General features: G+C 40.5%; 8 protein-coding genes and 2 tRNA genes. 7 read left to right on the top strand and 3 right to left on the bottom strand.

Annotated features, from left to right (window positions below; all coding sequences use genetic code 11):
• Window positions 1–80 precede the first annotated feature (80 nt).
• Together ACT29H_RS04935 and trpB are read left to right on the top strand one after the other, a co-directional pair.
• Window positions 81–1232, top strand: coding sequence for an alkaline phosphatase family protein (locus tag ACT29H_RS04935; protein WP_444820492.1), 1152 nt, complete (start codon window positions 81–83; stop codon window positions 1230–1232).
• Window positions 1233–1519: 287 nt separating this feature from the next.
• Entirely contained in the window at window positions 1520–2731 is a 1212-nt protein-coding gene (gene trpB, locus ACT29H_RS04930; RefSeq protein WP_444820491.1) for a tryptophan synthase subunit beta, read from the top strand.
• A gap of 236 nt (window positions 2732–2967) precedes the next feature.
• Here trpB and ACT29H_RS04925 read toward each other — a convergent pair whose 3' ends face one another.
• Window positions 2968–3858 (bottom strand): tetratricopeptide repeat protein, encoded by an 891-nt coding sequence (locus ACT29H_RS04925; protein ID WP_444820490.1) that lies wholly within the window; start codon window positions 3856–3858, stop codon window positions 2968–2970.
• Window positions 3859–4532: 674 nt separating this feature from the next.
• Here ACT29H_RS04925 and ACT29H_RS04920 point away from each other — a divergent pair.
• A tRNA-Trp gene (locus ACT29H_RS04920) sits at window positions 4533–4605 on the top strand.
• A gap of 9 nt (window positions 4606–4614) precedes the next feature.
• Window positions 4615–4702, top strand: a tRNA-Ser gene (locus tag ACT29H_RS04915).
• A gap of 376 nt (window positions 4703–5078) precedes the next feature.
• On the opposite strand, the gene ACT29H_RS04910 is transcribed toward ACT29H_RS04915, so the two are convergent.
• Both ACT29H_RS04910 and ACT29H_RS04905 read right to left on the bottom strand, forming a co-directional pair.
• Entirely contained in the window at window positions 5079–5720 is a 642-nt protein-coding gene (locus ACT29H_RS04910; RefSeq protein WP_444820489.1) for a transposase, read from the bottom strand.
• A 257-nt stretch (window positions 5721–5977) separates the two neighbouring features.
• Complete coding sequence (locus ACT29H_RS04905) at window positions 5978–8698, bottom strand: putative LPS assembly protein LptD (RefSeq protein WP_444820488.1); 2721 nt, start codon at window positions 8696–8698, stop codon at window positions 5978–5980.
• Window positions 8699–9186: 488 nt separating this feature from the next.
• Here ACT29H_RS04905 and ACT29H_RS04900 point away from each other — a divergent pair, with 488 nt between their 5' ends.
• The 3 genes from ACT29H_RS04900 to dnaA all read left to right on the top strand — a co-directional run bounded on the left by ACT29H_RS04900 (window position 9187) and on the right by dnaA (window position 13585).
• Window positions 9187–10284, top strand: a complete 1098-nt coding sequence (locus ACT29H_RS04900) for an N-acetylmuramoyl-L-alanine amidase family protein (protein WP_444820487.1) — start codon at window positions 9187–9189, stop codon at window positions 10282–10284.
• Window positions 10285–10576: 292 nt separating this feature from the next.
• On the top strand, window positions 10577–11833 hold the full coding sequence (locus tag ACT29H_RS04895; protein WP_444820486.1) for an MlaD family protein: 1257 nt from the start codon (window positions 10577–10579) through the stop codon (window positions 11831–11833).
• A gap of 303 nt (window positions 11834–12136) precedes the next feature.
• Window positions 12137–13585 carry a chromosomal replication initiator protein DnaA gene (dnaA, locus tag ACT29H_RS04890; RefSeq protein ID WP_444820485.1) on the top strand — a complete coding sequence of 483 codons (1449 nt, stop codon included), beginning with the start codon at window positions 12137–12139 and terminating at the stop codon, window positions 13583–13585.
• Window positions 13586–13963: the final 378 nt, after the last annotated feature.

The following is a 13963-nucleotide window of genomic DNA, read 5'->3' as shown; positions in this document are numbered from 1 at the left end:
TATAAATGATCAAAAATAGAAATTTGTGTATTTTCTTTCTCGGTTTGTCTTTGCTTTATTCTTGTTCTTTCAAAAAACAAATGGAGAGTGGTGATGAACGTCGAGGATATGTGGTCATGTTATCATTGGACGGGTTTCGTTGGGATTATTCAACAATGTATCATACACCTGTTTTGGATTCCATTGCACAGAATGGCACCAAAGCAAAAACTTTAATCCCAAGTTTTCCAACCAAGACATTTCCGAACCATTATAGTATTGTTACAGGGCTATATCCCGACCATCACGGACTTATTAATAATAATTTTTTTAATACGGCGATAGGTAGGGAATATAAAATTTCTGATCGAACGGCAGTGCAGGACCCACGTTTTTACAAAGGAGAACCTTTCTGGGTTACCGCTGAACGGCAGGGTGTTAAAACGGCTTCTTACTTTTGGGTAGGTTCCGAAACTTCCATTAAGGGCGTTCATCCTTCTATTTGGAAAGAATATGATGGTAGGATTTCCTATGAACAACGCATCGATTCGGTCATTGCCTGGTTGCAATTACCTTTGGAACAACGTCCCAGACTTATAACCTTATATTTTGATCAGCCGGATAGGGTGGGGCATCAATATGGTCCTGAATCTATTGAAACCAAAGAGGTCGTTGAACGTTTAGACAGCCTAGTTGGGGTATTTTGTCAAAAAAAGAACCAACTATCCATCGCTGATTCCATCGATTTCATTATCGTTTCGGATCATGGCATGGCACCGACTTATAAAGAAAAAGCCGTTGCATTGAACCGTTATATCCCTTCGGATAGAGTTAATTATTATGGCAGTAATCCGATTTTTCTCCTTGAACCTCAAGAGGGGTTTGTTGATTCTGTTTATACCGTACTTTCACAGGTTGAGGGATTAAACGTCTGGCAGCCGGATGAGATACCGGATTCGCTGCATTTCGGTACGGATCCTAATATTTCATCTCTGATTGTTTGCGCCAAACCGGGTTGGAGCATTTATCGCGACTCTCTTCAATTTTCTGATGGCGGAACTCATGGTTATTCTCCTTACTTCTCAGATATGCATGCCATATTCTACGCCATTGGGCCTTCTTTTAAACAGAATTATATGCATCCTTCATTCGCTAATATTGAGATCTACAACTTGATTTGTGCTTTATTAAATCTGGAACCCGGTCCCAATGATGGAGAACTTTCTCATATCTCCGCAATGATAAATTATTAAAAATTTTGCTTATAATATTTCAATTTATTATCTTGCGTCCAATTACAATTAGAGGTAGTTATAGTTATGAGAATGTTAAATCTTAAATTTTGGTGGTGGCCATTAATCAGCTCGTTAGAGGTGGAATAGGCCGTTATGATATAGATCGAATTAAATTTAAAACCGCAGGCATTCCACCTGCGGTTTTTTGTTTATTGGGGAATTGTGTTTTAGTAGTTTTAATTATATCTGTAAGATTCGGTTTAAAAAAAATTTTACTTAACTAAAAGATTAATAAACTAGTAATTATGTCAGAAAGTTATTTGAAGAAGTATCCGACCAAAGAAGGATTCTACAAGGAGTATGGTGGCGCCTTTTTACCACCGGCCCTGGAAGAGGAAATGAAGAAAATTACCGATGCCTATTTTGCCATCAGCAAATCACATAATTTTATTTCGGAGCTCAGAAGCATTCGGAAGCATTATCAGGGACGGCCAACGCCCGTTTATTATTGCAACCGGTTGTCGGAAAAATATGGTGGGCGAATTTATCTGAAGCGCGAAGATCTAAACCACAGTGGGGCGCATAAATTGAACCATTGCATGGGCGAAGCTTTGTTGGCCCGCTATTTGGGCAAGAAAAAACTGATTGCTGAAACCGGTGCCGGTCAGCACGGTGTGGCTCTGGCTACGGCTGCTGCCTACTTCGGACTGGAATGCGAAATCCATATGGGAGAGGTGGATATTGCCAAGGAACATCCTAACGTGGTGCGTATGGAAATCCTTGGCGCCAAGGTGGTACCGGTATCCAAAGGATTAAAAACGCTTAAGGAGGCTGTAGATTCTGCTTTTGAGGCCTATTTAAAAGATCCCGTAAATACCATCTACTGTATTGGTTCTGTGGTTGGCCCGCATCCTTTCCCAATGATGGTACGTGATTTCCAGCATGTGGTGGGCGTGGAAGCCCGTGAACAGTTTTACGATATGACAGGTGAGTTGCCCGACAGTGTGGTTGCCTGCGTTGGAGGGGGAAGTAACGCCATGGGTATTTTCTCAGGCTTCATAGATGATCAGGAAGTGGCCCTGTATGGTGTGGAACCAGGAGGCCGATCCATGAAAACAGGAGATCATGCCGCTACCATGATGAAAGGGAAACCCGGTATCATTCATGGCTTTAAGTGTTATTTGCTGCAGGATGAAGAAGGGAATCCCAGTCCGGTTTATTCGGTGGCGAGTGGTCTGGACTATCCGGGGGTAGGCCCCGAGCACAGTATGCTCAAGGATATTGGACGAGTTAACTATGATATGGTAACCGACAAAGAAACAATTGATGCCTTTTTTGAGTTGAGCAGGCTTGAAGGGATTATTCCCGCTTTAGAGAGTGCTCATGCTGTGGCCTATGCGCTCAAACTGGCACAGAAAGATCCACGCAAATCGGTGCTTGTCAACCTTAGTGGAAGAGGGGATAAGGACATTGACTTTGTGGTGGAACAGTATGGTAAAGAGTATGGAATTGAATAACCACAACTCCAGGATTATTCCCTTTGCATCGAGATAAAGTGTTGATAATGCTATGATTGATGGTGGCCCCTCAGGCACATAGACTTTTATGCCGGTAGGGGCCCCATTATTTATTGTAGGAGCAAATGGATCAATGGTGGAAAGGTTAGGTTTTAAATATAAAGGGAACTGGCTTAAGTTTAACTGGTAATAGCCCTATTTCCCATTCCAACGCAATTCCTAATACAGTTTATTCATCATCTTTGTTTTTTCAAAAGCATATCCATCTTAGCAGCTTCTTTTTTCATGTCGAGACGCAGATAGATATTTTTCAGATATTTAATATAGGACTGTTTTTCCGGGTCATCCTGATGTAATGATTTGAATATCTCCCTACTTTGTCGATACAGCGAAGATATTTTTTTTAGCTCTCGTTTCAAATAGACATAGGCCGTATAATTGGGGTCTTTATTGTATTTGCTCATTTCCGCTTTATACCACTTCTCGGCACTTTGATATATATCTTTACCTTTCCATTCGAGCGCCGGTTTAAAATCGGGATATTTTTCCAGCAAACTGTTACAGGTGGTTCTGGCATCGTCGGTCTTACCCGTTGCATCAAGGGCCTTAACCTGCAAAAAGAGCATTCTGGGATCTGACAAAGGGGGCATGTTACGACTTCTTTCCAGAGCTTTTTCATATTCTTTTCTTTCCATTTCAATGGAAAACAGCTTTTGACCAATTTTATTTTTCAACTCTTGAGAATCTATTTTGTCCCAGTATTTGGTCCACAGCTGATATTCTTTTTCTATTTGTCTGTTATCCTCATAAACTTTCCCCAACATTTCCACTGCTTCCAGGTCGTCGGATCGGTCGATCCATTCGGTGAGTAATTCCTCAGCAAGAGGATAGCGTTGCAATTCAACAGCCGATTGAGCAGCTATTTTGAGGTAGTCAGTCTCAACGGTGGTGCCATGCGTAGTATGATAGTTTTTTATATTTTCGAAATGAACCAATACTTCAGAATAATGGCCCTGCTCAAAGGCACTTTTTAAGGATGCCTGGTTTGTCTGAAGTTGTTTTAATGGGTTACATCCGGCTAAAATGGCTGGAAGCAATAGGGTTGCGATTAATTTGCGTATTTTCATGTTTGCGATTTTTTCTGTATTTAATTGAAGATATTTGAACAACAAAAATAGCATGGTACTTTAAGCAAAGCAAGTTTCGCGGTAAAGCTTTTTGAAAAGGAAAGATAATTGGAATCCAATCTATAAGAAGTCCAGAATTTTAGGGGCATATTTTGTTTTAATCCCAAAGGATACAAGGAAAATAAAAAAAATTTCTTTCGCCTATTTCATGGGCTGTTTAATGGTTCAGCAGCCTTCCTAATGGTGGCTCATTTCCATAGAGGCTCAGGTGTTATGGGGGAGATGATTCTAATCATTGTCTCGTAGTTTCCCGAAAACTGTTTAACATGCTATTTCCACGCTGCAGTTACCAACCAATTATTCATCCTCTATGTTGTTGGGTTAGTCGTCATGGCGGGTGTATTCGTGAATACTTTTCGCCATGCTGGGCGGAATAATATGGAAGGGGCCGACAGAAAAAATTCCGTCTAGAATTATTTTTGAGAGAAAGCAAGGTCGTGTTGTGGCTTTTCGGATGTAAATGAGTTAGATATCTGATGTTTATTGGTGGTAGTAGCATTATGTGACGCAGGGCCCCCCGGCATTTTGTTTGGGAAAAGGGTAAAATATCTTTACAAAGATTGCGGGGAATGCCACAAAAATTATATTTTTGCAACGCGAAAGCAAAAACAGACACGGGTGTAGCTCAGTTGGTAGAGCACTGGTCTCCAAAACCAGGTGTCGGGAGTTCGAGTCTCTCCTCCCGTGCGTATTTTAGGAGAGTTGGCCGAGTGGTCGAAGGCGCACGCCTGGAAAGTGTGTATACGCCAAAAGCGTATCGAGGGTTCGAATCCCTCACTCTCCGCAGTAAAAATTAAGGCCTGTAAGTCATTACTTACGGGCTTTATTTGTGTATATGGGAATTTATTGGTTTCCTGAAACCTTCCTGCAGCGATGTAATGGCCTCCAGAGTGATTTGAAACCTTCCTGCAGTGATGTAATGGCCTCCAGAGTGATTTGAAACTTTGCTGCAGTGATGTAATGGCCTCCAGAGTGATTTGAAACCTTCCTGCAGTGATGTAATGGCCTCCAGAGTGATTTGAAACCTTCCTGCAGCGATGTAATGGCCTCCAGAGTGATTTGAAACCTTCCTGCAGCGATGTAATGGGTTCCGCACCTATTCGAAACCTCGCTGCAGTGATGTAATGGGTTCCGCACCCATTCGAAACCTTGTTCTGATTTCAAGTGTGAAATTTATCATTTTGCCAATTGGCAGGGTTGTTTTTAATATAGTTTGTTATTTTTTGAAATGATTGTTTGTTTCTAATAATATGGTCGTAATATCGGGGTTGCCATGCAAAATTGGGATGAATTTGACGGGCGTTTTGGGTTACGGCAGATTTGAAACCACGAATGATGGATGCCAAATTTTTGGATTGGGGCCCGAATTGGTTCATGGGATGATTGGTTTTACCGGTATTGTCGGTTTCGGCGGTTTCGTCGGTTTCGCCGGTAGAGACGCAATGCATTGCGTCTCTACGTTGCGTTTCCCGTTGCGTTTCCCGTTGCATTCCCCGTTGCATTTCCCGTTGCGTATTGTATTGATTTTCCCCGATGCCAATAATGGCGTGAAAATGGTTGGGCATTACCACATATTCGCCCATGAACAAATTCATATCAGGGCGCATTTTGAATGTTTTCAACCATTCGGCATTAACAATTTTCCCAATGGCAGATAATTTCATCACCCCGTTTAAAATTTTCCCAAACCAACAAATCCGGTTTTTTGTGCAAATGGTAACAAAATAGGCTGCATTCCATCTGTAATCCCAAAAGGGGGCGCGGGCAGAGGCAATGCGGTATTTGTTGTTGTATTTTTCCATTTTTCTTATTGTTGTTGAGACGCTATGCTTTGCTGTTGTTGAGACGCTATGCTTTGCTGTTATTGAGACGCCATGCATGGCGTCTTTACAGCTTTCAGTTTGGGCTGTTGTCTGTTTTGGACATAAGTGTCTACCATATTGTAGCTTTTTCCCGGCTTTTCAGCCAGGTTTGGTTAATGTCTTTTTCTGCAAGAACTTCCTTAATTCAATTCATGACCGATAGATTGATGTCTTTCATATTACACTTTTTCCGTCGGTTAAAAGCTGCTAAAGCTGGAGTTATCGCGTGCGTGGCTCCTTTTTTCATATTTGAGATCCCGCAACATACTGCTGTTAACGGCAATGGTGAAAAAGTAGGATTTGTAGGTTCCGATCGGTACAAGATTAAAACTCATATTCCAGCAGTGCAAGTCGCGATTAATACGGAAATTGGTATGAGAGAGCTTTTTGTCGTCGAAGCTATATCCCGAAGAAAAACTTACCGACCATTTCTTTGTCAATTCCACATTACCGCTCAGACTAACATCGGCAGTGACCTTTTTGTTGTAGGCCATTTTTTCGACATTAAAATCATCCTGAAGGACTCTCATATTGTAGTTTAAAGAGATATTCCAAGGCATGGAGAATTGGGCATACTCCGCCGTTTGTTGAAGGCCTGCGGGTGGCTCTTGATCGGGCATGTTGTTATTCAAATTATCCCGTGGAGGTTGTTGATCGGGAAATTGGTCCATTGGGTCTTGGTCTTGTTGGTTTTCTTTCTTTTTCTGGAATGTTTTAGATCCAAAGTTGAGGCCAAAACTCAAACTTGCGCTTTCCATTCGAGCAATTTTTCTTTTATCTTTCCACAGCAAACGGTTTACTCTAACGGGATTGCCGCTTTCATTCAGCTGAATGGTGTAGGGGTCAAAAATGGCACTAAAATTAACGGAGGTTCCAAATAACTTAGTACGTCCACTCATGTTTATTTTTGACCAGTTCATTGAGTCGGCCAGGAAATTATAGGAGGTACTAAAATTCAGGGACTCTAACAGGGATATTTTTTTAAATCCGGTTGAGTCCTTTCTGCTTTTAACCTTCATTTCCAAATTGTTGTTCAGCCCAAAACTCATAGAGCCGGATTCTCCTTTTCCCGGAGAGCCGTAAAGGGATCCTTCATAGATTGAATATTCATAATCTTTAATGGTATCATTTTTCTGGTCGTAATATTGAAACCACTTATAATAGCCATATTTGGGGTCACCAAAGTCGGGACGATAAGACATGCTGATTGATGGCGTCATCATATGCCGGATGGCTTGTACGGCATCACCAAAAAGCCATCTTGAGGGTCGGAAAAAGGTGTATAATTTAGTTTGTGTGCCTACAGAAAAGCTGTAGTCATAGACTCTGTTAAACCCCTGTATGGTGTCCGAAACAACAATGGATTGACTTTCTTCGTCATAAGCTTTTCTGATGGATTTAAAATACCAGCGTTCTTTGTAGCTAAAACTGGGTGATAGCGTGAAAAAACGGAAAAGTTTAAAATTCATACTTACAGGGATGCTGTGTTGAATGCCGTTTTTCCAATCGCGAGACAGACTGGATTCAAACAACTCACTTTCTTTGGTTGAAATCCTATTGCTGGTATTCCCGGTATAACTTAAGCTGACTTTTTCATACCAGCGCTCATCCGATCCAATTTTATTTTTACGTTTGAAAGGATAAATACGGCTCATGGTAAGAGTAAGGTTGGGCATGGTAAGATCAATCGTCGTATCCCGGCTATTTTGTGAATGTTGGACGTTGGCAGACAAGTTAAAGGGACTGTCCGGCCATTGACGGGAGTACGATATACTGGATCGCTTGGTGTTGGTGGCGAGCTTTACAGGATCAATGATGCTTCCCACATTGTTTCGGTCGAAAGAGCTCGTGGAAAAGTTGACACTGGCCGAAAACCGACTGTAGGGATTGGCCTTGGAGTCCTGACTGTGCGACCAGCTAAGCGACAAATCTTTGCTTTTACTATAGTCGGGCAATTCCTTTTCGCTGGTTACATTGGTAATGTATTGAAATTTAAAGCTTCCGGAAAATTTGTATCTTTTTTTGTAACGGGATGCCACTCTGGTACCCCACGAAAGGTTGGAATAGATATCCCCGGTGAGGGAAAGATCAAAATAATCACTTGCCGCCCAGTAATAACCTCCATCTCTGAGGAAGAACCCTCTACTGCTCTCTTCTCCGTAGGACGGAACAATAAATCCGGAGCTGTAGGACGAGGTGCTGGGCACAAACCCAAAAGGAATACCCACGGGCATGATCACATCTTCAACAACCAGATAGGCCGGCCCGGTAATAATTTTTTTCCCCGGAATCACTTTGGCCTTGGTCATGTTCAGATAAAAGTGCGGATGATCATGGTTGGTACAAGTGGTATACTTCCCGTTTCTCAAGCAATAGACATTTTCTTCGGTCTTTTTGGCCCGCTGGCTGACGACATATCCTTCCCCTTGTTCGGTAACAACATGTTCAATAATGGCCTTTTCTGTTTCGAAGTTGTATTTGATCGACCGCATCGTGTATTCGCCACTGGGGTCTTTAAATACCGGTAGGCCTTCTTCATTTCCCAATGAATCAATTCGGCCGGTGGCATAAGCCAAATTGCTGTCAAGATCTAACTCAATTTTGTAGGCTGTAAGTAAAACCTCCTGATAACTGACACTGGCATCTCCAAAAAGAAAAACTTTACCTCCCGAAAAAGTAATGGAGTCCGAAGCTGAATATTTTACTTCTGCATCTAAAATAGGACTTCTTGATTGGGCTTGAAGGGTATCGGTATCCGACCGAAGAGAGTCGCTATTACTAATGGTGACTAAAGAGTCGGTCTGAACAATCAATGAAGGATGACCAGCAAAGGTTATTTTGGGAGATAATAAAGCAATAGCCAGAAGGATGCTCCATCTCAATAGTAATGATGTATGTTGGTGTATTTTTGTCGCCAAGATATACGTGCTCCTATTATTTTATTTCCAAAACAGCACAAAAATAAGCTAAAAAAAGGTCTTAATAGAGTAAAACGGTCGCAAAATTGAGACCATTTTGCCACTCAGGGAATAAGTTTTTTTATTTTTGGGATGGTATTTGTTGCGAAAACTCTCAAATTTGTAGGAAAATTAGGCTATTAGTGAGAGATAAAATATTTTCGTGCATGGTTTTTTTCGTCGGTGGGCAATAATGTCATCCGAAAATATGATGGATCCGATTTGAAATGAGCATGGGTGGAAAGTTTGTCACAACAATGATATATAATGCATATATTAAGGGCATGTGAGTTTTTCTTAATGTTAACAACCATTGGTGAAAGGTTTGGGAAAGGCTTTATACGAATGAAACGAGCATGACAACGTAGGGTTGTAACAACCAGAAAATGTATAAAATTTAAGATCATGCAAGTTTCATCAGAACAATGAATTAAACAAATTTTATACGGATGAATATGTTAGTAAACAGATGGCTGTTTTGTTCCTTTTTATGGTTTTTGTCACTCTTATCGTTTGGGCAGGGCACAGAGGCTGAACGTTTTCAACTCAAGACGGTGGTGATTGATCCGGGACACGGCGGAAAGGATACTGGTGCTGTAGGCCGACAACATAAGGAAAAGGATATCGTATTGGATATAGCCTTGAGGGTGAAAGATTATTTAAAAAAGTACTTGCCTGAACTAAACGTGATAATGACGCGCGAAAAGGATGTGTTTGTGCCACTTGATGAGCGGGCCCGTATTGCCAATGAGAATGATGCCGATCTTTTTGTCTCTATCCATGCCAATTCCATTCGCAATTCCAGAATATATGGCGCCGAAACTTTTGTTTTGGGATTGCACCGTTCGGAAGAGAACCTGGAAGTTGCGAAGAAAGAAAACTCGGTGATTGTGTTAGAAGATGACTATAAAGCCAAATACGAAGGTTTTGATCCCAATTCTACGGAGTCGTACATCATATTTGAGCTGATGCAAAATGTGTATCTGGATCAAAGTATAGGCTTTGCCTCAGCGGTTCAGGACCAATTTAAAAACCGAGTTGGACGTTACGATCGTGGTGTAAAGCAGGCAGGCTTTTTGGTTTTAAGGGAAACCGCCATGCCCGGGGTGTTGGTGGAGGTAGGGTTTATCAGCAACAGGAGCGAAGAGCGTTTTATGGCATCGGAAAGCGGAAAGGTTTATTTGGCATCTGCCATTTTCAGAGCTATCAGAGATTATAAAGAGCGGTTTGATGCCAGAAATTCCAATTTGATTGTTCAAAATTCCAATGACAATGCAGGGGATGAGCAATCCCATTTTAACGATCAGAGCGGGAAGGTTCTGTATCGTATTCAGATAGCCAGTTCACCAAAACCCATAAATAGAAATGAAGAGCCATACAATTTGTTTGATAATATTTGGGAATATAAAGAAGGAAATTATTATAAATATACTACAGGACTTTCTTACAGTCAGGAGGAGATCCAAAAGTTGCTTCCCAGGATAAAAGAAGTGATTCCTGATTGTTTTATTGTGGGGTTCAAGGATGGTGAGAGAATAATTCCCTGAAAAATAACGAACATAAGCATATTGAACTAAGGAGGTGAGATAAAAAAGGAGAATTTTATTTGCTTCCTTGTCCTGAATTGTTTTTTTTGACCAATTGAAACGAGCCTGACAAAGTGAGTTTGTCGCAACAAGAAGATGTCAAAAAATACAGCGGCAGAAGTACACAGGCAGAAGGAGGTATTAGTGAAAAGTCAATAGTCATTAGTATTGATTAAGTTAAGGACTGTTGAATAATGACTAAAACCTAACTTTGATTTACACTCTGATAATGAGTTTAATAAAATTTATACGAATGAAGAAGGAATACAAAATCGCCATAACAGTAATTTCAGCCCTAATTCTTTTGATATGGGGTTTAAATTTCTTGAAAGGGAAAGATCTATTCAGCACGGGCACCACTTTTTATTGTGTTTATCCCGATCTTGAGGGTATTACCAAAGCCAGTCCTGTATATTATCATGGTTATAAAGTTGGATCGGTAAGGGATATTGAGTTTTATCCGGAACGTGAAGAAAAATTTATTATAACCCTTTCTCTTGAAAAGGACTTACCTGTTTATAAGAGTACGGTTGCTCAGATTTATAGTTTTGATATTATGGGAACCATGGCCATTCAACTATTAGATGGGCCTCGTGATGCCATGCTTACGCCGGGTGACACCTTGCAAACCAGTATAAAGGAAGGTATTTTTGATCAGGTGACCACTACGGTAATGCCCATAAAAGATAAAGTAGAATCGTTGATGGTTAAAATAGACTCCGCCATTTCAGGGTTAGTCAATGTGCTTTCCGAATCCAATAATCAAAGCTTGTCTGAAGGGATGAATAGTTTTGCCCAAACCATGAAGAATCTGGAAAATATCTCGGAACAGATGAAAAGGGCGGTGGCCGACGGTGGCGCTTTGCAAAATTCCATGGCCAACCTGGACACCCTATCAGGAACCCTGGCACAACAGAAGGAGTCCATTGCAACGACCATTGATAATGCGGCAGCCTTTAGCGGTGAATTAAAGCGATTAAACATCAATGGGCTTGCCGAGAGAATGGATTCCAGTTTAACTATTCTGAATGATATGCTGGCACAAGCCAGAGACGGCGATGGAAGTCTGGGAATGTTATTGTCGGATGAAGGACTTTATTACAATTTGCTGGATGCATCGGCCAATCTGAACCGTTTGTTGGAAGATGTCAGGGAAAATCCACGACGGTATTTAAAGATTTCGGCCATTGATTTTGGTAAGGAAATTAATATCAAGGTTGATGATGAACAAGCAAAAAATGCTCAAATAACCTATAAAGTGAAAGTGGCAGAATCTGACAAACCTCTTGAAATAAAGAATCAGATGATTCGGAGCAAGTATCGGATCATGGAGAATAAAGATGGTAAGAAATATACTTACACGGTGGGAGAGACATCTTCGTATCAGGAGATAAAAGGGATATATGACCAGGTTATTTCACTCTATCCCCAATCGCAAATTATGGCATTCAAAAAAGGAAAAGCGATAAGATTGATCCGGGCATTAAAACTTTCGCAAGAAAAAAACTAAATATTTTGTTAAGTAAGTTGAGTAAAAAAAAGAGCTCGGAAAATTATTTGACGAACAAAACAAGAATTTTTGATTTTGATATCAATGTCCAATCCTTCAATGTATTGTGTCTGTTAATTGAATGTTAACATTTTGATTTAGTTGTTGTTGTTCAATGTGTTAGAAGTGGTTAATTTCAGTAGTTTGAATATTAACCGTATAAGGTGTTTTTCAAATTTTCAACCCTTTAGCCATTTTTTTTTCCAGTTTTTTTTAGCAAATTTTGTGGTAGATGGTATTTAGTTTATTAACATATTGCATAAAATGGAAGGCGTAGAAACAAAACTGAATCATAAGCAAGTGTGGTCTGAGTGTCTGAATTACATACAGGCATCCATCCCAGTGAACGATTTTCGAACCTGGTTCGAACCCATTGTCCCGTTGAAACTGGAGAATAAAGTGCTTACTATTCAGGTGCCAACCTACTATTTTTATGAATTCATTGAAGAGCAATATATAAAGCTTGTCAGTAAAGGGCTCAGAGAAGTCATTGGAGCAGGTGCCAAACTGGAATACAGTGTGGTTATGCAGCGTCCTTCCTCAGCTTCGTCGGGTCAGAGTGTTAATTATCCGCAGGCATCGGATCATCATGACCTAAGAAATCGTGCCGTTGATAAAAGGTACAACAGGGAAGAGCAACCCAAAATCCGTAATCCCTTTATTATACCAGGTGTCAAAAAACTCAATATTGACCCCCAACTGAATCGGGAGTATACCTTTGAAAATTTTGTTGAAGGGGATTGTAATCGTTTGGCTCGATCGGCCAGTGAGGCGGTCGCTAAAAATCCCGGTAAAACGGCCTTTAACCCTTTATTTCTATACGGCAATAGTGGTTTGGGGAAAACCCACCTTGGGCAGGCCATTGGGATAGAAGTAAAGAAGCGTTTTCCTGAGAAGACAGTACTTTATGTTAGCGCCAACAAGTTTACGACACAATATACCGATTCGGTTGCCCATAACGCTGCCAATGATTTTATGCATTTTTATCAGATGATCGATGTTTTGATTATTGATGATATTCAAGAATTGGCAGGAAAAGTTGGTACGCAAAATACCTTTTTTCATATCTTCAATCACCTGCATCAATCCGGGAAACAGCTGGTTCTTACATCTGACAAACCACCCGTTGCATTGCAGGGGATGAAAGAGCGCCTGCTTTCTCGTTTTAAGTGGGGGTTGCCGGCTGATTTGCAGTCACCTGATTTTGACACCAGATTGGAGATCTTGAATAATAAAATAAATAAAGACGGCATTCGTATTTCCGATGAAATTGTGCACTACATTGCTGCCCACATTACCGATAATGTACGTGAGCTTGAGGGGGCTTTAATTTCGTTACTGGCTATGTCTACACTGAATAAAACCGAAATTACTTTTGATATAGCTCGTAGTGTGGTGGACCGATTGGTGAATAAACCTCATAAGGATATTTCCATCGATCAGATATTAAATAATGTTTGTGACTATTATGGGATAAAACCTGATCTTCTTCAATCCAGAAGTCGAAAACGGGAAATTGTTCAGGCTCGGCAAGTAGCCATGTATTTTTCCAAGAATATGACCAACTCTTCCCTTTCAGCTATTGGGGCCGTTATTGGAGGCAGAGATCACGCTACTGTTTTACATGCCTGTAAGGCGGTAAAAAATCTTAAAGAAACCAATACCGATTTTAAGCATCAGCTGAAAGAAATTGAGAGTTTAATCCGAAAATAGAATTGAGAAGAGCGAAATTTTGTTTTCCCATGGTTGGGGAAATCGAAACGTTGGGTCTTATTCTATTTAATCATTTCAGTTTGTAATATTAAGAATCCCCGATAATATTTCTATATTATTGGGGATCTTACTTTTGTAAATTATGGTCAGAAAATTTTATTAAAAACCATATCTTTGGTTCTTTCTTTGATGGACAGTTTGAATCACGAAATAGACCATGTAAAACCGTCACGACCTGTCCTGATGTATAGTGAATTCTAGTATGTAAGTAATTTCACGCGGGTTCTTTTTGCATGTTCCGATACATTGGAGAAGAATAAAGAACCATTGAGTTATATAATTTTATACGAATGAAACGAGCATGACCATGTGAGATTG

It is taken from the genome of Thermophagus sp. OGC60D27 (assembly GCF_052400625.1).
In the GTDB taxonomy this organism is placed as follows: domain Bacteria; phylum Bacteroidota; class Bacteroidia; order Bacteroidales; family Marinilabiliaceae; genus Thermophagus.
Note: the sequence above shows the minus strand (reverse complement) of the source record. Positions and strands in the feature narration are given on the sequence as shown.